At 29.7% G+C, this 24,323-nt stretch carries 27 protein-coding genes; 2 read left to right on the top strand and 25 right to left on the bottom strand.

Going from position 1 to position 24,323, the window contains the following annotated elements:
- Window positions 1–140: 140 nt before the first annotated feature.
- On the bottom strand, window positions 141–1,088 hold the full coding sequence (locus BN6774_RS07935; RefSeq protein ID WP_235829594.1) for an FMN-binding protein: 948 nt from the start codon (window positions 1,086–1,088) through the stop codon (window positions 141–143).
- A 190-nt stretch (window positions 1,089–1,278) separates the two neighbouring features.
- On the opposite strand from BN6774_RS07935, the gene BN6774_RS07930 reads away from it, so the two are divergent.
- Window positions 1,279–1,794, top strand: a complete 516-nt coding sequence (locus BN6774_RS07930; RefSeq protein ID WP_066892284.1) for a DUF6241 domain-containing protein — start codon at window positions 1,279–1,281, stop codon at window positions 1,792–1,794.
- Window positions 1,795–1,824: 30 nt separating this feature from the next.
- On the opposite strand, the gene BN6774_RS07925 is transcribed toward BN6774_RS07930, so the two are convergent.
- Together BN6774_RS07925 and BN6774_RS07920 are read right to left on the bottom strand one after the other, a co-directional pair.
- On the bottom strand, window positions 1,825–2,091 hold the full coding sequence (locus BN6774_RS07925) for a helix-turn-helix domain-containing protein (RefSeq protein WP_066892281.1): 267 nt from the start codon (window positions 2,089–2,091) through the stop codon (window positions 1,825–1,827).
- A gap of 14 nt (window positions 2,092–2,105) precedes the next feature.
- Window positions 2,106–3,095: a hypothetical protein gene (locus BN6774_RS07920; RefSeq protein ID WP_066892278.1), complete on the bottom strand. Its 990-nt coding sequence runs from the start codon at window positions 3,093–3,095 to the stop codon at window positions 2,106–2,108.
- 199 nt (window positions 3,096–3,294) lie between these two features.
- Here BN6774_RS07920 and BN6774_RS07915 point away from each other — a divergent pair, with 199 nt between their 5' ends.
- Complete coding sequence (locus BN6774_RS07915) at window positions 3,295–3,894, top strand: maltose acetyltransferase domain-containing protein (protein WP_066892275.1); 600 nt, start codon at window positions 3,295–3,297, stop codon at window positions 3,892–3,894.
- Between the two features lie 108 nt (window positions 3,895–4,002).
- Here the strand turns inward: BN6774_RS07915 and BN6774_RS07910 are convergent, their stop codons facing one another.
- From BN6774_RS07910 to BN6774_RS07805, 22 genes are all read right to left on the bottom strand, one after another.
- Window positions 4,003–4,626 carry a TraR/DksA C4-type zinc finger protein gene (locus BN6774_RS07910; protein WP_307986763.1) on the bottom strand — a complete coding sequence of 208 codons (624 nt, stop codon included), beginning with the start codon at window positions 4,624–4,626 and terminating at the stop codon, window positions 4,003–4,005.
- A 56-nt stretch (window positions 4,627–4,682) separates the two neighbouring features.
- Complete coding sequence (locus tag BN6774_RS07905) at window positions 4,683–5,075, bottom strand: ACT domain-containing protein (protein WP_066892270.1); 393 nt, start codon at window positions 5,073–5,075, stop codon at window positions 4,683–4,685.
- Between the two features lies 1 nt (window position 5,076).
- Entirely contained in the window at window positions 5,077–5,832 is a 756-nt protein-coding gene (locus tag BN6774_RS07900; RefSeq protein WP_066892268.1) for a GNAT family N-acetyltransferase, read from the bottom strand.
- Between the two features lie 222 nt (window positions 5,833–6,054).
- Entirely contained in the window at window positions 6,055–7,122 is a 1,068-nt protein-coding gene (gene buk / locus BN6774_RS07895; protein ID WP_066892265.1) for a butyrate kinase, read from the bottom strand.
- On the bottom strand, window positions 7,119–7,811 hold the full coding sequence (locus BN6774_RS07890; protein WP_066892263.1) for a hypothetical protein: 693 nt from the start codon (window positions 7,809–7,811) through the stop codon (window positions 7,119–7,121). Before BN6774_RS07890 ends, buk begins: the two co-directional genes overlap by 4 nt.
- 10 nt (window positions 7,812–7,821) lie before the next feature.
- On the bottom strand, window positions 7,822–8,391 hold the full coding sequence (locus BN6774_RS07885) for an indolepyruvate oxidoreductase subunit beta (RefSeq protein WP_066892260.1): 570 nt from the start codon (window positions 8,389–8,391) through the stop codon (window positions 7,822–7,824).
- A 1-nt stretch (window position 8,392) separates the two neighbouring features.
- Entirely contained in the window at window positions 8,393–10,174 is a 1,782-nt protein-coding gene (gene iorA, locus BN6774_RS07880; RefSeq protein WP_066892257.1) for an indolepyruvate ferredoxin oxidoreductase subunit alpha, read from the bottom strand.
- Between the two features lie 32 nt (window positions 10,175–10,206).
- A complete protein-coding gene (locus BN6774_RS07875; protein WP_066892254.1) occupies window positions 10,207–11,109 on the bottom strand; it encodes a bifunctional enoyl-CoA hydratase/phosphate acetyltransferase in 903 nt (300 codons plus the stop codon).
- 326 nt (window positions 11,110–11,435) lie between these two features.
- Complete coding sequence (locus BN6774_RS07870; RefSeq protein WP_066892251.1) at window positions 11,436–11,663, bottom strand: hypothetical protein; 228 nt, start codon at window positions 11,661–11,663, stop codon at window positions 11,436–11,438.
- A 39-nt stretch (window positions 11,664–11,702) separates the two neighbouring features.
- Complete coding sequence (locus BN6774_RS07865) at window positions 11,703–12,560, bottom strand: acetyl-CoA hydrolase (RefSeq protein WP_066892248.1); 858 nt, start codon at window positions 12,558–12,560, stop codon at window positions 11,703–11,705.
- 27 nt (window positions 12,561–12,587) lie between these two features.
- Complete coding sequence (locus tag BN6774_RS07860; RefSeq protein WP_066892245.1) at window positions 12,588–13,550, bottom strand: flavodoxin family protein; 963 nt, start codon at window positions 13,548–13,550, stop codon at window positions 12,588–12,590.
- 318 nt (window positions 13,551–13,868) lie between these two features.
- Complete coding sequence (locus BN6774_RS07855) at window positions 13,869–15,404, bottom strand: sigma-54 interaction domain-containing protein (RefSeq protein WP_066892242.1); 1,536 nt, start codon at window positions 15,402–15,404, stop codon at window positions 13,869–13,871.
- Window positions 15,405–15,536: 132 nt separating this feature from the next.
- Window positions 15,537–16,157, bottom strand: coding sequence for a hypothetical protein (locus BN6774_RS07850; RefSeq protein ID WP_066892239.1), 621 nt, complete (start codon window positions 16,155–16,157; stop codon window positions 15,537–15,539).
- Between the two features lie 14 nt (window positions 16,158–16,171).
- Entirely contained in the window at window positions 16,172–17,005 is an 834-nt protein-coding gene (locus BN6774_RS19030; RefSeq protein WP_066892236.1) for a methyl-accepting chemotaxis protein, read from the bottom strand.
- Window positions 17,006–17,042: 37 nt separating this feature from the next.
- Window positions 17,043–17,978, bottom strand: coding sequence for a 3-hydroxyacyl-CoA dehydrogenase family protein (locus BN6774_RS07840; RefSeq protein ID WP_066892233.1), 936 nt, complete (start codon window positions 17,976–17,978; stop codon window positions 17,043–17,045).
- 87 nt (window positions 17,979–18,065) lie between these two features.
- On the bottom strand, window positions 18,066–19,610 hold the full coding sequence (locus BN6774_RS07835; protein ID WP_066892230.1) for a sigma-54 interaction domain-containing protein: 1,545 nt from the start codon (window positions 19,608–19,610) through the stop codon (window positions 18,066–18,068).
- A 319-nt stretch (window positions 19,611–19,929) separates the two neighbouring features.
- Entirely contained in the window at window positions 19,930–20,757 is an 828-nt protein-coding gene (locus tag BN6774_RS07830; protein WP_066892227.1) for a beta-keto acid cleavage family enzyme, read from the bottom strand.
- A 12-nt stretch (window positions 20,758–20,769) separates the two neighbouring features.
- The gene (locus tag BN6774_RS07825) at window positions 20,770–21,705 is read right to left on the bottom strand and encodes a cyclase family protein (RefSeq protein WP_066892224.1); all 936 of its coding nucleotides are present in this window, start codon (window positions 21,703–21,705) and stop codon (window positions 20,770–20,772) included.
- A gap of 20 nt (window positions 21,706–21,725) precedes the next feature.
- A complete protein-coding gene (locus BN6774_RS07820) occupies window positions 21,726–22,514 on the bottom strand; it encodes an SDR family NAD(P)-dependent oxidoreductase (protein WP_066892222.1) in 789 nt (262 codons plus the stop codon).
- 88 nt (window positions 22,515–22,602) lie between these two features.
- Window positions 22,603–22,941 (bottom strand): cupin domain-containing protein, encoded by a 339-nt coding sequence (locus BN6774_RS07815; RefSeq protein ID WP_066892219.1) that lies wholly within the window; start codon window positions 22,939–22,941, stop codon window positions 22,603–22,605.
- Window positions 22,942–22,987: 46 nt separating this feature from the next.
- The gene (locus BN6774_RS07810; protein ID WP_066892216.1) at window positions 22,988–23,638 is read right to left on the bottom strand and encodes a 3-oxoacid CoA-transferase subunit B; all 651 of its coding nucleotides are present in this window, start codon (window positions 23,636–23,638) and stop codon (window positions 22,988–22,990) included.
- Window positions 23,638–24,291, bottom strand: coding sequence for a CoA transferase subunit A (locus BN6774_RS07805; protein ID WP_084766942.1), 654 nt, complete (start codon window positions 24,289–24,291; stop codon window positions 23,638–23,640). Before BN6774_RS07805 ends, BN6774_RS07810 begins: the two co-directional genes overlap by 1 nt.
- Window positions 24,292–24,323: the final 32 nt, after the last annotated feature.

The following is a 24,323-nucleotide window of genomic DNA, read 5'->3' as shown; positions in this document are numbered from 1 at the left end:
AATCACCATTTAATAAGTTATATTATACCATTTTCTTTGAGATACTACAATTTATTTTGTTAATTTTTAACAAATATGCTTATAAAAAAGGTTAATCATAATATTAAATGATTAACCTCTTTATATTTATATTAAATTTATTATAGTACTTTATCAGCTTTCATTTCATTTAATAATTTTTCTGCTAATTTTAAATAATTGTCCCAAGCTGTATTTCTTTCAGTATATCCACTTGATTTATAATCTCCAGTTGCTTCTATTGCTGGTAATCCAGTTAAATCTAACATATCTTGAGTTTCTACAACTTTTTTATTTAATTCATCCATTTGAACATTAAATCCAATACGTGATGGTTCATGATATTCTATACTTTCATATTTAGATACTCTATAATATTTCTTTAATGCTGGATCTTCTATGTCATCAGGAGAATTTGCAAATATTTCATCATATCTACATTCTATAATTTTTCCATCTTGAACTATGACTTTTAACTTACCAGTTAATCCTCCGCCTAATTCTTCAGCTATTGCATAGTATTTCATTCCTGATGGATTTTCTAACTCTACATTTATTTTTTCTGCTAATGGTACCATAGCTTGCTCAATACTATTAGATGCACCTGACACAACATCAAATTCACCTGTTAATCTTTGTTCATCTATCATTTGCTTTTCTACTTGAACAACACTTTGAATCCATGCTGCTCCCTTAGCAGCCCCCATATCAAAATTATATTCTGAATTACGTTTAGGAACATTTTGATAGTATCTCTTATAATAGTTTGGTCTTGTCATTTCATTAAATTCAACCTCAACTATTTTTCCATCATTTTTAACTACTTCTAGTACGCCTAAATGACCTTGTCTAAATCTCTCTTCAACTTTGTAATAGTCTCCCTTTATTAAACCTAATGTTGGTTGTGCATCCCATTCCAAGTCAGTTACACTGCCTGTCCCTTCTGATGCTTGAGTAGTTGCATCTGCTTTTTCTTCTATTTTTTCTTCCTTTGCACATCCAGTAAAAACCCCAGCTATTATAATAATAGCCAATGTTGATACTATCATCTTTAGTTTTTTAGTTTTCATTATTTTTCCCCTTTTCCTGTATGTCGTTATTATTCGTGAAAATATTAACATAATTTTATATAGTATTCAATACAACAAAAAGCATATTCTATTTCTTTTACATTTTATTAACACTTTATTAATATTAAATTAATTATTTTATATGTTTACATTAATATAAAACTTCTATTTTTACATATTTTGGATTATAATGAATTTATTAATACTTTTAAAGGAGGTAATTTATATAAAAATATTATTAAAAAATAAACTATTTATATCAATACTTATTATCATATTATTAGCATTAATTGGTATATCATCCTTTATTTTGTATAAGCAAATTGATTCTGGTAACTTAAAGGCTAAGTCTAATATATCTGAAATAAAAAAATTAGATAAGGAACTTTCTAATGAGGATTCTGGCATTATTAAAGATAAGGAGTATTATCCTATTGAAAATATTTATGACATCTTTCATAGAATGAGCAATACGAAAATAAATGCCGAAGACAATCAAATTTGGGGAAAGATAGAAATAACTCCTGAATATATTTCATCATTAAAAAATCTTATTGAAAAAGTTGATTATGCAGATAAAGATTATATGTTAGAAGTACTAAAAAGATGGGAAAATAATGATTTTACTCAAACTGTAGAAGAACATAATTATTTTTGGAAAAAGCTTGGTGGAACTGTAGGAAGAGCAACTTCCTTAAAACAATAAAAGGTGCTATCATAATAAGCACCTTTTTTCTTATAAATTAGTTTCTTTAAGAAGAGCTTTTATTTCATCCACTCTGTAGCCTTTTCTTTTTAATTCCTTAATTTCCTCTATTCTTTCTATAGCTTTTTCTCTTGGAAACCTCCTTGTCAATTTTTCTTCCTCTTGTTCAAAGGGTAACATTCCTTCTTCCGTATAAAATTTCAAGGTACTATATCTTGAATTAGTAATTCTAACAAGCTCTCCAATTGTAACATATTCTGATTCTAATATTTTTTCCATAGATCGCTGCCTTGACATAAGTTTTATCTCCTTTAAATTGGATACCTTCTAAGACGTACCCCATGTATTGGAATTCTTCCTGTAATTGCTTCGGGAATAGCTTCATATACAATATTATCTATTTTAATCAAAGGGACATCTCCTACACTTATTATAGTATATATATGTCCATCATCTTCTAATCTCTTTTTAACTTCTTCAAATCTTTGTTTTGAATTTGGAAACCATTCTTCAGTATCAATAAAAATAGATTGTGAACGTTCAAGAACTGGAAATACAAAGTTTATTCCTGTTCCTATAGGATTTTTAATTGCATTCTTTTTCATGTTTAAAAATCCCTTTATAGCCATTTCAATGCCATGATGTATATGGACATTATAAAGGATTTTTGAAAATTTATCTTTTACATATAAGTTATTCATTTTCTTTTCTATTATTTCAATATCTCCCCTAGAGAATACATCTTGCATGCATCCACTTTCTCTAAGAAGCCAAAGCAACATTATACTTTCATCAGTTGATTCTCCTTCTTCAAGAATATCAGCTTTAAATCCCTCAACAATTCTAGAATACTCATCTAAGTTACTTCTATATTCTCTTAAAGTTAGCCCTGCTGTCTTATAATACATGTCACAACCTAATAAATTTGGTATTTCTTCCATGTAATTATCTCCTTTTAACGAATCTGTTATAGCAATTTCAAGAGCTTTTAAATGTTTTGTTGATAAATTTGAAGCCTTATTTAACCACCAATTTAAGTCTTCTTCAATTTCATCTTTTTTAGAAAACATTGGTTTTAAAATAGCTTCATGATATAAAGTTATACTAGGATTTTCTAAAATTCTTTTATTCATTCTTAGCTTTCCATCTATTACTTGAAATTTTTCTTCTAAGTATAACTCCAAAATAACAGAAGTTGCTATAGCATGTAGCGATACTTTTTTAGTAGTTGTCATGTTAATACTATCTTGTGCATTTAAAGCAATCATTGAAAAACTTTGTGTTAACTTTAATTCTCTCATAACTAAAACCCCTTTATATTTTTGGTATTTATTTGAATTTACTTACTACTTATCACTTATTATTTAAGTATATGCTTTTTGTATATATTTGTAAAGGTTATTTGTGCAAAATTATAGATTTATCCATAAAAAAGGTTTAGTTATATTTATTAATATTTAATATGCTATTATTTAAATATAAGCATTTAGGAGGTATTAAATGGATATTAGAGAAATAATGAGAAAAGGCTTAATTTATGTTGATAATCATGAAGATTTAATACAAGAGCGTCTTCGTGGTAAAGAATTAATTTATGATTACAATAATACTAGACCAAGTGAAGAAGATAAAAGAAAAGAAATACTTCATAATCTTTTTGGTCATATTGGAAAAAATCCATGGATAGAACCACCTTTACGTGTTGCCTATGGCAAAAATATTCATATTGGTAACAATTTTTATGCAAATTTTAATCTTGTATTAGTGGATGATATAGAAATATTTATAGGTAATAATGTTATGATAGCTCCAAACGTAACAATAACTGTTACTGGCCATCCTGTTCATCCTGATTTAAGAAAAAGTGGCGATCAATTTTCTTTTCCAGTTAAAATTGAAGATGATGTTTGGATAGGTTCTAATGTTGTTGTTTTACCTGGTATAACTATAGGAAAAAATTCAGTTATAGGTGCTGGCAGTATTGTAACTAAAGATATTCCAGAAAACGTTGTTGCAGTAGGAAATCCTTGTAAAGTTTTAAGAGAAATAACTGACAAAGATAAAGAATATTACTGGAAAGATTTCAAAGTAAATATCTAGACCATATTAATGGTTTTTTATTAATAAAAAATTAGATAGATTTTATCTTATACAAATCTATCTAATTTAATTAATAAATATATTGTGATTTTAAGTACCTTAAACTTTTTAGTCAGGTAATTGATTTTTATATTCTTGATTACTTATTTTTTCAATTTCCTCTACATAACCATCTTCATCATAGTTATAATCATAATCTTCAGTATTCCTAATTTCATTAAATCTTCCTACAGCTTGGTAACTATCTTCTTCATCAAAACCTATTTCATCTTTATTATCATATTCTAATTTATGATTGAATGGATTACCAATAACAACTTCTTCTACAACCCTCTGATTTGAATTATAGGTTTTTACATCACTAATAACATCTTCACACTCAATACAATTTACTGCATAAGGTAAAAACTCCAACCTACCTTCATCTATATCTTTGCCACATATTTTACACTTGCCATAGCTTCCTTCCTCTATTGCATTTAATGCATCATTTATCTTATCTAGCATAGAAGCTTCATTTGCTTCTAATGCTCTTCCTTTTTCGACTTCAAAAGTTTCACTTGCAATATCCGCAGGGTGATTATCATAAAAAGACAACTCACTAGCAGTCTCTGCATTAAATTTAGTCATTCCATTATTACTAAGTTGCTTAATAACATCAGTAACTCTATCTTTTTCCTTTTCAAGTTTATTTTTATAATATATTAATTTTTCTTTATTCACATAAATCATCCTTTCAAAAGTAATACTTTATTATATTCTTCCTTAAAAAATGATTTTTTAGTACATTAAATTATATTATAATTATTGTTTTCTAATACTTCTATTGCTTTATTTATTGATTCTTCTTTTATAAGAATATAATCTGTATCATAAGTAGAAATTGCAAATATACTAATACCATTATTAGCCATTAATGTGCTTATTCTTGATAATATCCCTATTAAAGAAAAATCAAGAGGACCTTCTATTTTTAATATTCTCCAATCTTTTTCACATTTAATATTTTCTTTAATTTTATCCTGTAAGCAAACTACAGACAATTCCTCATCTGTCTTAGTTATAGAAAAAAATTCTTCTTGAAAAATCCATTTCGGAATTTCATCATTTTTATTTAATCTACAAACTGAATATTTATCCTTTAATAATTTTAAAGTTAATTTCTTCTCTACTGTACTCATATTAATTCTCCTTATTAATCTTTCTTATCTTTACTTCTGCAAATACTGGATAAAATCCTGACTTTAATGCTACCTTCTGTGATATTATATGAGATTCAACAGTACCATAAAAAGGTATCTTACCTCTTTTTAATATTTCATTTTTTAATGATTGTACTAAAACACTAGCAATTCCTTTTCCATTTGCTTCTGGTAAAACATTAACTCCAATTTGCCACATAATATTTGAGTCTTCACTAGCTCCCGCCATGCCTAAGATATTTCCCTTACTATCTAAAGCTGCAACTCCTAGTACATCTGGATAATTACTATCAAATGCAAAGGCTTCATCAAATCTATTATCACCTTTGAACTGCAATATTTCATCTTTTTCATACCACTTTAATTTAAAATTTTTAGCTCCATCATATTTATTGTCTTTTGGTAAATAATAATGATGTGTATTATCTATTTCATAACCTAATTCATTTAACTTTTTATCTATTCTTCTTAAAACTGAATATAAAAACATCCATTCTGCAGGAAAGGTTAATAATTTCTCAACACACCAATCTTTAATACATTCATCAGCACATATAACTGCTTTTCCATTTATCACAAGTATTCTCAGCACTTCTTTATCATCATTATATTTTCTACAATCTTTTGTTATTTTTAAATTTGTTATAATGTTTTCATTGTTGTCAAAATCTTGAACATTACAATTATAATCTATAGCAAGCTGTTCTTTTACTTTATTTAATATATCTTCTCTCATAACACTACTCCTCTATCCTTTAATTATATATTTTCATTTATTCTGTTACAACTAAAAAGAGCTAGACTTTACTCTAACTCTTATTTTCTACTAGGTATACTTAAAAAATATATTCATATGTAATATTTTTTTACCTTTCGCAGTAAATCTTCTATTAAATTAAAAATATTAATGGAGCTACATATTGCAACTCCATTAATATTTTATATAATATATTTAAAATTATTCATAATATTCTCTTGCGATTTCTTCTCCCATTAATACTCTTAAAGTTCCTTGAGAAAGAGCTTCCATTTCATTTTCTCCTGGCATAATTTCAACAGGTGCAATAAATCTCACCCTGTTTCTTATCCAAGAAGTAACTCTATCAGAATAAGCAATCCCCCCTGTTATAATGATAACATCTACTTTTCCTTCTAAAACTGTAGATAGTTCACCTATTCCTTTTGCCACTTGATAAGCCATAGCTTCTAAAATAAGTTTAGCTTTTTCATTTCCTTCTTCAATCATCTTCTCAACTTCTCTAACATCAATAGTATTAAGATATGATTTTATCCCACCATTCCCTCTTAGTTTTTTATTCATAGTTTCTTTGTCAAAATTTTTATTATAACAAAGATCTATAAGAGATTTACATGGAACCCTACCTGATCTTTCAGGTGAAAATGGACCTTCATCATCTGAAATTATATCTACTAATCTTCCTTTTTCATATACACTTAAAGATATTCCTCCACCTAAATGAGCTATAACAAAATTCATTTCACTATATTTCTTACTGTACATCTTAGCAACTTTCATCGCTGTTGCTCTAGAATTTAATACATGACTAGTACTTGTTCTTTCTATATCTGCCATTCCTGAAATCCTAGCTAAATCTATCATCTCATCAACTCTAACTGAATCATATATATATGCAGGAATTCCTATTTTATTTGCTATTTCATAAGCAATTAAAGCTCCTAAATTTGAAGCATGCTCTATTACAGGATTATATTTAAGTCTATTAACCATTATATCATTTACCTTATAGGCTCCTGAACTAACCTTAGGTACCATACCACCCCTACCTACTACTGCAGATAATTTATTAATATCATATCCATTACTTTTTAAAAATGTAATAACCTTATTTTTCCTCATATCAAACTGATCTTGAATACTATTAAACTTTTCAATTTCTTCTATAGAATGTTCTAAACTTTTACATAGAATTTCTTTATCATTTTCATATAATGCTATTTTGGTTGAAGTAGATCCAGGATTTATAGCTAATATATTATAATTCATATACAATTCTCCTTCTCATATAAATTTACTTTTTCTATACTAGCTTTTTTCTCCTTTTTTGATATAGCAAGTAAAAGACCTAATGCTATAGATAAAAAAGCAGATACAATAACTCTATATTCTGATGGAAGTAAAAACACGATTGTGTGTGCAGGTATCCAAAAGAATGGGCATGTTTTAAGCCAGCTAAATTCAACCAAAGAATTCCAATCATTCTTCTCAATAAGTTCTTTCAAAGTTATTGATTCACCTTTTCTATCATGCTTAATATCTATATACATTTCTGTAAATCTATGAAAAGCCATCATCATTGGCCCAAAAGTAAGATTCATAATTGTACTTCCTAAAAATGCTTGTGCTAAACTTGACCCTTTAAATGGAAGTCTACCTGAGGCTTGTGCTGCTGCTGTACCCTCCATAAACACCGTAAACACAAGAGTTACCATCATACCAATTATTCCCCATATAAAAGCTTTGTATATAAAACCCTTTGGTTTAATCCATTCTCGTTTTGAAACTCTAACTCCAAGCATATCTCCCATGGTTGCTAAAATAGAGAACTTTATAAAACCACCTATATATGGATAATTGCTAGTGAAATTCATAAATGTAACTCTTGAAGTTGGTAGTATTAATATAACTATCCAAACTAATAATGCAATTCCCCATAAAAAATCACCTTTTTTCATTTATACACCCCTACACTAAATTCATTCCAACTTCTATAGCTTTTAAGTTTAACTCTACAAACTTTGGTTTTACATTATCCTTTATAATTTTATTCCAATTAATTTCTTCAAGTCCCATGGACTTAATTATTGCTCCTAAAAGAATTACATTCATCACTTTAGAGTTCCCAAGGTCTAACGCATGTTTACTAGCTTCTATTACAGTAGTTTTAACCTTACTTGAAACTTCTTCTATTATTCCTGATGGATACTCTGCCTTTCCTGATAGTATTGGCATTGAGTTTATTTGAAAATTGTTTATAATAGCTTTTCCTGTTGGTTTTAAATATTTAAACCATCTTAAAGTCTCCATCTTTTCAAATGATACTAATATATCTGCTCCTCCCACCTCAATAACCGGAGATTGAACCTTATCTCCATATCTAACTTGTGAAGATACAGAACCTCCTCTTTGTGACATTCCGTGAATTTCACTCATTTTCACATCATATCCCGCTTCCATTAACCCAGTTGTTAACAGCTTACTTGCAAGTATTGTTCCTTGCCCACCAACACCTACTAACAAAACACTTTTTACCATCTTATGCTTCCCCCTTTTTAATAGCCTTTACTGGACACAATTGAAGACAAACTTCACAACCTACACAAGAATCTGAACTAATACTTGCCTTTTTAATTTCATTGTCAAAGGATAATGCAGGACACCCTGTTCTAATGCAAGCTTTACATCCTATACACTCTTCTAACTCAACGTTACAGCTATTATTAAATACGTCCTTAAACTCTTCCTTATCTTCTTTTGAAAGTACCTTAAGTACACATGGCCACCTTGTAATTATTACTGAAGATTCATCAAGACTTAAAGCCCAATCAAGAGCATTCTTAACAGCTTTTAAATCATTAGGATTTATTGTCACAACATTTGTTATTCCACAGGCTCTTACAAGACTTTCTATTTCTACATCCTTAGTTTTCTTTCCTTGAATCGTATAGCCTGTCCCAGGATTTTGCTGATGACCAGTCATTCCTGTAATTCTGTTATCAAGTATTATATTTACTGTATTGCTACCATTGTAAACTACATCAAGTAAAGAATTGATTCCTGTATGGAAAAAAGTTGAATCTCCAAGCATAGATACTACTCTTGTTTTTGAATCTTTTTTCATATTAAAAACTTGTTGTGCTCCATGTCCCATACTAAAACTTGCGCCCATGCATATGCACCAATCCCCTACATTATAAGGTTCTGCATGAGCTAATCCATAACACCCAATATCTCCTGAAACAACTATATTCTTTCTTTTTTTAAGTTCAACAAAGAATCCTCTATGAGGACATCCTGCGCATAAAGTTGGTGGTCTTGGCACCACCTTACTATCATCGTAATCAATTACATCATTTTCTTTCCCATAGACAGTTTTTCTAATAATATCTGGAGTCATTTCTCCAGTGTATGGGAAAAAGTTATTTCCTAAACAATCAAATCCTAATAATCTAACTTGATCTTCTATATAAGAGTCATTTTCTTCAATTACATATATTTTTTCTAATTTACTACAGAAATCAGTTACTTTTCCAATAGGAAGAGGATTTGTAAAACCTAATTTTAAATAGGATACGTTCTCTCCAAATACTTCCTTTGCGTATCTATAACATATTCCTGAGGAAATTACCCCTACCTTTGAATTGTTCCACTCAATAAAATTCAATTCTGTATTATTAGAAAAATCTCTAAGTTTATCTAATCTTTCTTCAACCCTTACTCTCATTGCCCCAACTTTAGAAGGTACTGGATATCTATCTAAATCTTTAATATATTCCTTTATTCCAACTTCTTCTCTATTACCACATTCAACTATGCTCTTAGAGTGACAAGTTCTTGTAGTTACTCTAAGCATAACAGGAGTATTATAGTCCTCACTTATTTTAAATGCTAACTTCATCATATCTTTTGACTCTTGGCTATCTGAGGGCTCAAGCATAGGTATTTTAGCAAACTTTGCATAATTTCTATTATCTTGTTCATTTTGTGATGAATGATATCCAGGCTCATCAGCTGATATTATAACCATTCCACCATTTACTCCTGTATAAGAAACTGTAAATAATGGATCAGCTGCAACATTAACTCCAACATGCTTCATTGCAACAAAACTTCTTGCTCCTGCAAAAGATGCACCTATAACACTTTCAATTGCAACTTTTTCATTTGGAGCCCATTCAGCTAGAATATCTTCTTTATATGTAGCAGTATTTTCAAGTATCTCAGTACTTGGAGTTCCTGGATATGCTGCTGCAAACTTCACTCCTGCTTCCCAAGCTCCACGAGCAATTGCTTCATTTCCTGTAAGTAATTTTTTCATTTCCTATTCTCCTTTTATATACAAATTATCCTCTACTTAACTACAGAGGCTGATAATACTAAAGATAAATATTTTTCTTCTGCCGTTGAACCTCTAGATGTTAAAACAATTGGTGCTTTTGCTCCAACTACAAACCCTGCCATCTTAGCCCCAGAAGAATATACAAGGGACTTTCCTAATATATTACCTGTTGTTATATTGGGAACTATTAAGATATCTGCCTCTCCTGTTACGGGACTAACATATTCCTTTATTTCTGCTGATTCCTTACTCATTGTTAAATCATAAGATATTGGACCTTCTACAATACAATTTTTAATTACATTCATTTTATTCATGTTTTTTAACTCATAAGCATCAACAGCCTCTGGCATCTTTGGATTTACATTTTCAACGGCTGCTAGTACAGCTACCTTAGGACATTCATAACCTAAATTCAAAAAAACATCTACAGCATTTTCTATTATTGCTTTTTTTTCTTCAAGAGTTGGGTACATCATCATACCTCCATCTGAAACAGCTAATAATTTATAGTAATTAGGTATTTCATGTATAACAACATGGGACATTATTTTTCCAGTTCTAAGTCCATGCTCCTTATTAACAACAGCTTTTAAAAGATCAGCTGTCTGTATTTTTCCTTTCATAATAAAATCAGCTTTTTTATTGTTTATTAGCTCTACAGCTTTATTAGCAGCTTCAACATCACTTTTTACATCTATAATCAAATCATCTAAAGATTCATTAATGTCTTTAAGTATTTCTATTATCTTCTCCCTATCCCCTATTAAAATAGGTTCTATAATATTATCTTTTTTAGCTTTAAAGACTGCTTCTAAAGTATGCTTATCTTGAGCTGAAACTATTGCAACTTTCTTTTTTGAATCAAATCTTTGAACCATTTTTATTAATTCATTGAAATTTCTAATTTCCATACTTAACCTCCTTACTTTATCCTTTAAAAATTCTCTTTTTAAATCTTCTAAATACTATTAAAGCAAGTACTATGCCAAGAAAAATAGGGGCTTTGCCAGCTAATTTTATTTAAAAAATAGACTCGTCAATACATATTTGTATTATTTTTGAAATCACTCAAATAAAAAACTAAAATAGAGCTTTTTCTTAATACATAAATGTATTATTGTAATGTATTTACGCATTGAAAAAGAGCTGTTAAAACAGCCCTTTTTATCAAATTTAAAGTATAAACTAAGATATATTATGTTTTATTTTTAATTTTGACTTTCTCGTAATCGTCAACTTAGCTTCCTATACTTTTTGAATTATTTTTTTCTTCCTTAGAAAGATAAATCATAAAACCAATAAATGCTGCTAAGAATCCACTTATTAATCCACTTATTAAGTTACCTACTCCATTTTGTAATGGAGTTTGAGGAACAGGTACTAGGAAGTAATTAATAACAAAAGATATAACTCCCCCTATAACTCCTCCTATAATCCCATTTGTTACTGATATTTTTACTCTCATATTTCTCTCTCCTAAAATCCATAATTATTTTTTAAAAACTTAACGCATTGTTATATATCCTCTATATTGACTATAATTATCACTTTCAGCTATATCTGTTAAGAATAAGCTTGAAATTTCAAATCTAGGTTTTAAATATGGAAATATATCAATTTGAGCCCAATCTGGTTTCTTAATATCCTTTGATTTTTCTATTGTTGCCTTATACCAGTCAGAAGGACAGTTAAACCACATTTCTACTACCCTTTGAAATTGACATCCATTAACCTCTTGAATAATTTTACTTGATAATATTCTTATTACTTCATCCATTCCCTTGAACTTAGGTATAAATTCTTCGTAAAACCATTTATCCCCTTCTTCTAAAGAAACTCCTTCTGGATATTTCATAACAAACTGCCAACGATAGTTAGGTCCATCTTCCACAGTTCTATCACTACCCTTAAAGTCATCTTCCCAAGATATTGGAACAAAAGCAAATACAAAAGGAGGACACCCATTATTTCCACCTGCCGATCTTGCTTCATTTCCCTCAATATTAGCTGCTACTTCTTCTATAGTTTCATTTATCTCTTCTATATCAGGAATATTACCTTGCCACTTTAGTACGTCTTTTGGAAAGTACTCTGTTAAAGCTTTATTCTTAAACTCCTTTGTAAACATATTAACTAACCAATAATGTTCTGTAAGTTGCATTCTACAGGTTCCAAATCTATCTCCTTCTGGAGGTGTTGGTAATGCTGGATAAAAAGCATACTTTGTAACATAGGGTCCAAACTGAGAAATACTATCTGGAATATGATGACGATAAAGCCAATGCTTTAATAAATGTCTATAATCTTCTTTAACTACATCTACATATATAAGACTTCTCATAGGTCTAAATTCAATTGACATTATATATACCCACTTTCTAAATAATAATTAAAGTACAGGTTTTGAATAAGTTAGATAATTTTTATATTTTTCAAGTCTTTGTGGAAGCTCATGAACATTTGGAGCAGGTTTTAAGGATACATTTTTTAACTCATCACAATGTTCAAATTTTCCTGAAAGTCTTATATGTGAATGAGCTTTGTCCTCTTCTTTAACTTCGAACTTTACTTTACCATCAACAACATTAAGAGTTCCCTTAACACCACATATTCCACATACAGTTGGATAATTATTATCATCATTTCTAACTTCTATCAATTTAGAATGACATAGTGGACACATTCCTTCTTCACCAATGTATTTTGCTTCTTCAATAGGTTTCATCAATGTTTCAGCAACGTGAAGTCCTGATTTTCTTGCTCTTTCTAAGGCATCATCCTTTAATGCCACCATTCCAGGAAGAGCTACCCAATTAACTAGCATTTTATCTACAACTTCCATTTGCATTGATAGTGTGAAAAGATGTAACATTGGCAATGCTAAGTTATCCCATTCACTTCCCCCTACCGCTATAAGTGAAGCTGCTCTTATTTTAAAGGATCTTTCATCTGGTCCAATACCAGTAGTTATATTTTTTTCTTCACGAATTTTCTTAGCAATCATTCTCATAGCCATATCGTGGGAAGGTCCCATTCTGTCATTTAGTATTTTTAATTGTCCGCTTGGAGATTTTTCATAAATAGGTGAACCGATTATTATACCATCACACTCTAAAATCTTTTCATCAATAAACTTAAAGTCATCATTTTTAATAATACAGTCACCTGATCCACCTTTTTCGAAAAGACTTACAACACAAGCATTACATCCTGTACATGGCTTAAGGTTAAGATCTTGTAACCTTACAAGTTCAACCTCTGCCCCCATTTCTTCTGCACCCATTAAGGCTTCCTTTACAAGAATTTCTGTGTTCCCCATTTTTCTTCCACAACTTATTCCTAGTATTTTCATATAAATTCCTCCCTATTTTATAAATTCTTTTCAATTTATATTAAGAGCAACTTGTATGCCAAACTCATAAAGTCTTTATTTATCAGTCTAAAAGCCTGCTTTTCTTATAAATCATTCCCTTATTAAATAATAAATTAGATAAATATATAAATTATATTAAATAATATCCCCCTCCCTTGTAAACGTTATTATTATTGTTTATACCATGATACAATTTTGCATTATTATAAATAAATATAAGATTATTAACTGTTATGAAGGTTATATAATGATGTTTTTAGGTAATAAAAAAATGCATTATATAAATGCATTTTTTCATCACCATTCAGTTATGCCTAAAGCCTTAGCTTTTCTTACAACTGTAGATTGCGTGATACCAAGCACCTCTGCTGCTTTATATGTAGTACCACATTCTTTTAATGTCTTCTCTATTATAGTTTTTTCAAAATTATCAACAATTTCTTTTAATGTACCTTTTATTTTTACCTCATTTATATCTTTAAATTTATCTATCCCTAATATACTTATAATACTATTTCTAGTAATAAAATTCTTATCTCCTATTACTACTAACCTTTCAATAGCATTTTCTAATTCTCTTACATTACCTGGCCAATCATGGCTCTCTAAAGCTTCAATAGCTGTAATATCAAAATCTTTATTTTTGTTATATAATTTATTAAATTTTTCCAAAAAAGTATATGCTAATAAAGAGATATCTTCCTTTCTTTCTCTTAATGGAGGTATAGTTATAGGAATAACGTTTAACCTATAAAATAAATCCTCCCTAAACCTACCTTTTCTAACTTCCTCTTCTAAGTTCTGATTTGTGGCTGCAATAACTCTAACATCTATTTTTATTGTTTTTATTCCACCAATTCTTTTAATCTCTTTCTCCTGAAGTACTCTAAGAAGTTTTGCTTGCAAATTAATTGGAATTTCCCCAATTTCATCAAGAAGAATAGTTCCACTATTAGCTAGTTCAAACAATCCAAGTTTTTCTTTATTAGAAGCTCCAGTAAAAGCCCCCTTTTCATATCCAAATAATTCTGATTCAAGTAATGTTTCTGGTATAGCTGCACAATTTACTTTTATATAAGGTTTATTGTATCTTTTACTATTCTTAAATACACTCCTTGCTACAACTTCTTTTCCAACTCCAGTTTCACCTGTAATCAATATAGTCACATCTGTTTTAGCAACATATTCTATTAACTCTATAATTTTTTCCATCCCTCTACTTTTAGATATTAATCCATTATAGTTTTGTTTTTCTTTTATCCCTTCCTTAAGATTATTAATCTCATCTAAATACCTTTTTTTATCATTTTCCGTTTCTTCAAGCTTTTCTCTTAAAACAAATAGCTCTGTTAAATCCTTTATAATTGTTAAAACTTGAGTTACATTTCCATCACTATCCAAAAATGGAGTACCAGTTATTAATACTCTTTTATTAGTTCTATCAATTGTAGTTAAAACAGTAATAGGCCTCTTTTCTTGTAAGGCAATAATACCTACTGCTTTAGGTTTTCTAGTTTTTAAATTATTTTTATTTTTTAACAAATCTAATTTGTATTTTTCTTCTTTCTGCTTAATTTCTATAAAAGCTGGATCTGATATAAAAATAAGACTATTCCATACTTCCTGCATTTTTTTCCCTATAATTTTAGACCCATTGATACCGGTGATGTCCATAAAAGCCTTATTAGTAGCTGTAACTATTCCTTTTTTATCTATTATATATATTCCATCTGATATAGAACTCGCAATTGCTAAAGCATCAGCCTCTCTATTTTTTAATAAATCATGCTGACACCTTCTATAATCGTTTACACAATTTCTACTTTCCCCCATAATCCTCCCCCTAGTCATTATATAATAATATATAATTTACCATTGTACCTATATAATTATATCATAAAATATTTTTTAATAATAAAAAAGACTGATAATTTTATCAGCCTTAAATAAAATATATATTTCATTCTATTTTATAAACTTATATTTTAAATCTTTTCCTTTACCCTCTACAGTAAGATCAGCATATAGGTTATACTTCGTATTTTTAACAACCTTATATAAATTATATAATTGCGGTAAAAAATCTCCCCAATTACCAATTTCCTCAGCACAATGTTGTGACCATATAATGCCTTCTTCTGTAGTTTCTTTCTTTTTAATACCAATTGCAGATGATTTCCCAACTACTCCATAGTCTGTTTTTTCCCATTGATGTATTCTGTATCCCATAACATCTTTTACATTAAGACTTTCTGGTCCAAATCCTAAGCCTGCTACTACAACACAATGTTCGTAAATAATATATTCCTTCACTTCAGCTGGAATAGTTCCTAAATCTTCAAATCTTATATAAAGATTTTGTCTTGTCCCATCATTCCATGTTTGAGGTGCTATATGAACTGATCCTATAGGATTTCCATGTTTAGGTGGTATAGCCCATTCTAGTGGTTCATGTTGAGATGGATGCCAAAGAATGAATCCTTTCTCCATATTACTCCAGAACCAATCAATCATCTTTGGTGTAACCCCTTCATGGCTCCACTCTAAATGTGTTCCCATATTATCTTGTGATACTTTCATTTCCATAATATTTACCTCCATTATAAAACTATTTTTCTTTCTAAATTATTAACTAAAACTTCTGAACTCTTAGCTATACTTCCTATTGTCATAGCTAAGTTCTCTGCAATATCTGCTTGATCTATAGTTTTTTCGCCAAGATATTTAATTAAAGTTGATATCTCTTCAATTTTTCTATTCATATCAAATAAAGTTTGAGATATTTTTTGAGATGATGTACTGCTTATTTCTGCTAGCTTTTTTATTTCACTAGCCACCACTGCAAATCCTTTACCATTTTCTCCTGCTCTTGCAGATTCTATAGAAGCATTTAAACCCAAAAGTTTTGACTGTTTTGAAATATTTTTTATTAATTCAATAGTATTACTACTTTCCTCAATACTTACTGTAGCTTCTTTAGTTTTATCAATTGCATTTTTTATTTCTTTAGAAAATATTAATGCATTATTTGCTACTTCACTCACTGATGAACTTGTCTCTTGTAAAGAACTCATTAACTCATGAGATGCATTTTTTATTTCTACAATATCTTCTGTACTTCTTGCCACTCCAAATGTTCCTATAACTTTATCCTCTTTATTATATATAGGTATAATTGTAATTCTAAGATCCTTTCCTTCAACTTCCTTAGTAAGTACTTGATTTAAAACTTTTCTACTCTTAATTGCATTATCAAGACCTTTTAAAGCTTGAACATCTTCAATAATTCCAACATCTAATGGTGGTTTTACTTTTTTCCCTTCAATATTGTAAATGCATTCAGTTTTACTTGTAATACTAATTGCATAATCTCCATCTATTAAGCTTGTTATTATCGGTAAAGATTCTATTAAAGATTGGAACTCTTCTCTCATTTTCTCCCCCTCTTCTCTACTTAAGCATTTTAAATTTTTATTTATTGTAAATTACTTTAATTAAGTATTCCCTAAGTTCTTTATTAGATTTATTTATGTCCTCTCTAGACCACTCAAAAAAACCTTTTCCTGATTTAAAACCTAATTCACCTTTTTCTACTTTTTCCTTAAGTAAAGCTGATGGCTCAGTAGAATTTTCTAAGTGTCTTAATATATATTTATGAATAGAAAGAGTTAAATCTGTTCCTACCATATCAGAATTTTCTAATGGTGCCAGCTTTGGAAGTCTTAACCCAAAGCTGTATTTAATAGCTTCATCCACAGTTTTAGCATCTGCAATTTCATTTTCTACTATAGAAATTGCTTCTCTCCATAAAGCATGCTGAAGTCTATTGGCTACAAATCCTGGGACATCTTTATTAACTCTAATTGGATGCTTTGCTGCCTTATTTAAAAGCTTCATAGTTTTATCCATAACAATCTCAGATGTTTCTTCAGCTTTAACTACTTCTACTAAGGGTATTAAATATGCTGGGTTCCAAAAATGTGTACCCACAACTCTTGATTTATTTTTACATTTTGATGCTATTTCTGTAATACTCATAACAGAAGTATTAGATGCAAATATAGTGTTCTCTTTACAATAGTTTTCAAGATTCATAAATAAGTTTTGTTTTAATTCCATATTTTCAGGAATACATTCAATAATAAAATCAGCATCCTTAGTAGCTTCCACCATACTCTCTGTTAAAACTATTCTATTAAATATACCTTTAATATCATCATCATTAATTATTTCTTTATCCTTTAATTGATTAAGATTTTCTTTTATCTTATCTATGCAATCATATTCAAACTTTTCCCTAATATATATTTTAACTATTATATCTTCACAACTTGCAAATACTTGAGCAATGGCACTCCCCATAAGACCTGGCCCAAAAATCGTAATGTTTTTAATACTATCTCCCACTACTTATTCCTCCTACATATTTTTATGATTATACTATATTAATTAAGTCTGTATTAGATTCTAAACAAAGTTATACTAGTATTTAGTTCAATTATTCCCAAGCTTAATTCCAAAGGCTTTAGCTTTTCTAAATACTGTTGGCTGAGTAACTCCTAAAACTTTTGCTGCTTTATAGGTACTTCCATGCTTTTTTAAAGCTCTCTCAATTATTTCTTTTTCAAATAATTCAACTGCTTCTTTCAACATTAAGTTCTCATTTGTACTACCAATGTGAATCTTATCTTTTCCTAATATATTAACTACACTATCAAAGTCAATAAAATCATCGTCATTAATAACAACTAATCTTTCTATAACATTCTGAAGTTCTCTTACATTTCCAGGCCATTCATATTGCTCTAATACTTGCATACCTAATGAATCAAAAACTTTTTTCTTATTATATTTTATATTTAATTTTTCTAAAAACTCATGTGCTAAGAGAGGGATATCATCTTTTCTTTCTCTAAGAGGTGGAATCCTTATAGGAAGAACATTTAATCTGTAATATAAATCCTCTCTGAACTTGCCTGATTTTATAAGCTCCTTCAAATTACAGTTTGTTGATGCGATAACTCTTACATCAAGCTTTATACTCTTGGTACCACCTATTCTTCTTATTTCTTTTTCTTGTAGAACCCTAAGAAGCTTTGACTGTAAATTAAGAGGCATTTCCCCTATCTCATCTAAAAGTATTGTTCCTCCATTAGCAACTTCAAACATTCCCAGCTTGTCTTTACTTAACGCTCCTGTAAATGCTCCTTTTTCATAGCCAAACAATTCTGATTCAATTAAATTTTCAGGTATTGCAGCACAATTAACCTTAATATAAGGCAATTTATTTCTATTACTCTTATCATGTATTTCTTTTGCAATTACTTCCTTTCCACATCCTGTTTCCCCAGTTATTAATACAGTTACCTCTGTTTTTGCAACATAGTTTATAACTTCTTTTATTTCTTGTATTTTAGGACTTTCTCCAATAAAATTTGAATTTTTTATAAACTTACTCTTATAGAAGTTTAATTCATTTAAATACTTTTTATTTTTTCTTTCTGTTGTCTCTATTTTATCTTTTAACCTAATTAACTCAGTTAAATCCCTCATTACTGTTAATACCTGAATAACTTCTCCTTTATCATCAAAAATTGGATTTCCAGTAATTAAAACCTTTTTATTATTTTGGTTTATTGTGGCTAATGAAGAAATTTTTTTCTTTTGCTCTATAACTAATAATGAAACAGCATTGCTAAAATACCCTTCTTTTACGGCGTTTTCTATATGTTTACCAACTATCTCTTCCTGTTTAATTTCTGTTATTTCCGTGTATCCCTTATTAATAGCTGTTATGAACCCTTTATTATCCACAAGGCATATACCATCAGATACAGCATCTCCTATAGCAAAGGCATCTAATTCTCTTTCCTTATATTTAGAGAGATTATCTAAAGTCTTTTGTTGTTTACAAATTTTATCTTTAAAAAAATTTAATATTCCAAATACTATTTCATCTACTTCAATGGTTTCTAAACCTTCTAATTGTATAAATTCTTTTTTTAAAATTTCATCCACTTGGAAAAGTTTTTTACTCATAATACTTCACCTTGCCACTTATTATATTTTTAATTTATGAATTTATATGATAAATTAACGTATTAATATAATTCATAACTATATTAAGCAATTTATGTACCAAATTCCCTAACTAAAAATATTACAAATGAAATGTCATTTTATAACAAATTTCTAATGAAAATACTCTAAATCCTCTCTAAAACTGTTTATTTAAATCACTTCTTTAATCTTATATAAAAAGAACTTCTCATACAATTATTCAATTAATACATAAATGCATTATTATAATGCATTTATGTATTATAAAGAAATAGGAGCTGCCCCAAGACAGCTCCTATTAACAATTCTTAAGTCCTAATATTTTTCTAGCCTCATCTGGAGTTGCTATTTCTCTACCCATTTCAGCCACTATCCTTTTTGTTCTCTCTACAAACTCAACATTAGATTTAGCAAGCCTTTTTGGAGAATAGTAAATATTATCTTCCATTCCAACTCTTATATTTCCACCAAGAGCTAAAGCTGCATACATAATTGGAATATGTTGCTTTCCTATACCTAATGCACTCCAAGTGGAACCTTCAGGTATAAGACTTTTTAAAAACACTAGATTTTCTACTGTTGCAGCCATTCCACCAGCAGCCCCTAATACAAATTGAAAATGAAGAGGTCCTTTTAAAATGCCTTTTTTCTGATAATATAAAGCATTATATATCATACCAGCATCAAATATTTCTATTTCAGGCTTTACATTATTATCAATCATTGCATTTCCTAGCTTTTCTAAAAAAGCTGGATTGTTTTCAAATACTGTTGAATGCATCCAGTTCATAGATCCACAGTCATAAGATGCCATCTCAGGCTTAAGTTCTATAAAAGGTTTCATTCTAATTTCATCTGTTAACCCTATTCCCCCAGAGGTAGTTAAGTTTAATACTATGTCACATTTTTCTCTAATAAGCTTTACTGTCTTTTCAAATTTTTCAAAACTCATAGATGCCTTATTTTCATCATCTCTTACATGAATATGTGCAACTGAAGCTCCTGCTTTATAACAAGCATATACTTCCTCTGCTATTTCTTCCGGTTGAAGTGGTATATAAGGAGTATCCTTTTTTGAAGGCCATGCTCCTGTAGTTGCTACTGTTAATATAACTTTATTTTCCATTTAATTTACCTCTTAAAATCCACTATATCTATAAGTTCTTTCAGGAACATCATTTAAATCATCTTCATCAATTTCAGCTACGCAACGAGCCATTGATCCATCTCCTAAATACCATCTAAGTGGGAAACAGTAAAATCTAAATCTTTTTCCTGAAACCTTGTCTAAGTTTCCGCCAAGATTTTCAACACCAACTATACCATGTCCTAACATTTGTTTATGACAAGGTTCCCAAGTACCCCAACATCCTATTGCTTCTAAATCACCAAATTTTGCATCATATGCTTCTTTACCATGAATTCTTATATATTCTTCTTTATCAAATTCAGCATATGCTTCTTCTCCGAATTTTTCTTTATATTCTTCTGTTATTGGTTTTCCTGAAGCACCAACTAAATTCATACGAGTCATTCCATTATTCCCCATAGCTGTATGAAGTGGATGATCAAGAGCTTGCATATCCATTGCTACACACTTTACCTTATGCTTTACAAACCATTTTCCTGCTTCTACACCAGTACCACATGAATAATGATAATACTCCTTTGAATCATCAAATTTACGATGCATTCCTGTATTTAAGCAAATAATCATTCCTTCTAATTCTTCTGGTCTTATATTTGCACGTTTACAAGCATCTTCAAGATGTTTATCTGTAATTAAACCCCAAGGTTCAATATTAATTTCAAGACAAACTGCATCTCCAGTATAAGCATCAACTGGCATTTCATGCGTATAACGTGCTCTCTTTCCATCAAATTCATATTCCATAACATGACGTGGTGCATCACAGTGGGTACCAGTATGCATGGTACAACCAACATATTGTGTTAAAACTCCACCTTTAGCCATTGTATGCTTACAGTCAATTACTGGCTTATCAAAATAAGGCCAACGAGGTATATCCGCACTAAAAGGATGTGTTAAATCTACAAATACTTTCTTTCCCATTCTAATTTCCTCCTAATAAATTAATTAGCCCAATAACCGCCTTCAACTGCAACATTTGCTCCAGTCATAAAATCACTTGCCCTTGAAGCAAGGAATATACATGGGCCTATAAAGTCCTCTGGTTCTCCAAGTCTACCAATTGGAAGACGTCTTAAGAAATTTTTATATACAGCACTTTCTTTATCAAACATCCATTCAGTTAAATCTGAACGAAATACTGTTGGATTAATTGTATTAACATTAATCTTATATTTGGCTGTCCACTCACAAGCAAGGGATTGAGCCATAAGATCAATACCAGCCTTAGCTGTACAATATCCTGTGTAATTAGCCATCCCCATCTTAGAACGAGCAGAAGAAACCATAATTACCTTTCCGCCTTTTCCTTGTTCAATCATTTGTTGTCCAACATATTTACAGTAAAGCCATGTTCCTTGAACATCTGAGTCCATTATTTTTTTCCATTCTGTTAAATCTTGTTCTACTATTGGCTTAGGATTATTATATCCAGCTGCTGTCACTAATACATTAATTTCTCCAAAGCTAGAAACTGCATCATTAACAACTTTAATAACATCATCTTCAATAGCTGGATCTCCTGTTGAATATCCACATTCTATCCCTTCTGCTTTTAATTCATCACAAAGTGCCTTACACTTCTCATCACTACGTCCTGTAACAAAGATTTTCATTCCTGCAAATCCATATCCAAAAGCAATAGCTTTTCCAAAAGCCCCTGTGGCACCTGTAATAATAGCCACTTTCCCCTTAACATCAAAAAGATTATTTACAAACTGTTTTTCAACCATTTTTTAAATCTCCTATACTCTTTATAATTAGATAACATTCTTCTTAACTAGATATCTAACATTAAAGAAACTTTATAATACTTATATATTAATAATTAACTACAACTAACATAGTAGCTGGTTCATTTGTTTCGTTTATTATTTCTCTTCCTTCAAATGGAGGTATAAAAAGAGAATCATTTTTTCTAATTACAAATCTTTCAGTCTTAGATTTGACAACAACTTCTCCTTCCAAAACTACATATATCTTTTCAGTTTCAGAATCCTCATAAGCATATTCTGCTCCACCCCCTGGAAGAAAATGTGTTAATCCCATCCAAAACTTTGTTGCTCCTGTTTCTTCTGTTCCTTGAAGCTTTAAAGTTGCACAATCGAAGTGTTTTGGAGCTTTATAAGGTTTTACATTCTTAAACTCTACTTTTTTCATTATTTTCACCTCCTTTCACATTTTCAAAATATTAAAAATATCCAATCTAAATCTCTATAGTTTTTAATTCATCTGATATAATTAAATTAGCTTCTGTTAACCTTAAAACATCTTCTACAGTCATTCCAGGAGCAATTTCTTTAAGTAATAATCCATAAGGCATTACTTCTATTACTGCTAATTCAGTAATTATAAGTTTAACCTTGCCTATTGCAGTAAGGGGCAATGTACATTTTTTTAGTATTTTAGCTTCTCCTTTTGCAGTATGGGTCATGGCTATTATTACTTTTTTAGCTCCACTAACCAAATCCATAGCGCCTCCCATACCTGGAACCATTTTTCTTGGTATCATAAAGTTAGCTAAGTTTCCTTTCTCATCAACTTCTAAAGCCCCTAGAACTGTAACATCTACATGTCCTCCTCTAATAATCCCAAAGGATACAGCACTATCAAAGAAAGCTGCTCCCTTATTAACAGTTACATATTGTGCTCCAGCATTTACTATATCTTTATTTTCATATCCCTTTTTAGGGGCTTGTCCAAGACCTACAAATCCATTTTCAGACTGAAATATCACATTAATATCTTTAGGAATATAATTAGCTACCATAGTTGGAAGACCTATTCCTAAATTAACAACATCACCATCTTTTAATTCCTTAGCTATTCTTCTAGCTATAAACTCCTTAGCTTCCACTATTCTTCACTCCCAACTATATAATCTACAAATATTCCAGGAGTCATAACATTATTTGGATCTAATTCACCAACTTCAACTATTTTCTCTGCACCCACTATTACAATATCTGCAGCAGTAGCCATTATAGGATTAAAATTTCTAGTGGAAGCATTATAGAATACATTTCCTTGCCTATCTACAATTGATCCTCCTATTACTGCCACATCAGCTCTTAATGGTAACTCCAATAAATATTCCTTATTTCCTACTTTAATTATTTCTTTTCCCTCTTCTACTATTGTTCCTATTCCAGTTTCAGTAAGGAAACCTCCTATACCTGCTCCACCACACCTTATTTGCTCTACTAAAGTTCCTTGAGGAATAAGCTTAACTTCTAATTCTCCATTATTCATTTGCCTACCTGTTTCTGGATTTAACCCTATATGAGATGCTATAATTTTTTTTACTTGCTTATTAACAATCAACCTTCCTAATCCTCTATCTGGAAATGAAGTATCATTAGCTATGATAATTAAATCCTTTACATTCTTTTTAATCATGGCATCAATTATAAACTCTGGTGTACCAACTCCCATAAAGCCGCCTATCATAACAACCATTCCATCATTTATGCTTTCCATTACATTATCTATAGTTTTTACTTTATCCACTTTACCCTCCTAGAACCTTCATCATTTATTTA

This window comes from Clostridium nigeriense (assembly GCF_900086595.1).
Taxonomy (GTDB): Bacteria; Bacillota; Clostridia; order Clostridiales; family Clostridiaceae; genus Clostridium; species Clostridium nigeriense.
Note: the sequence above shows the minus strand (reverse complement) of the source record. Positions and strands in the feature narration are given on the sequence as shown.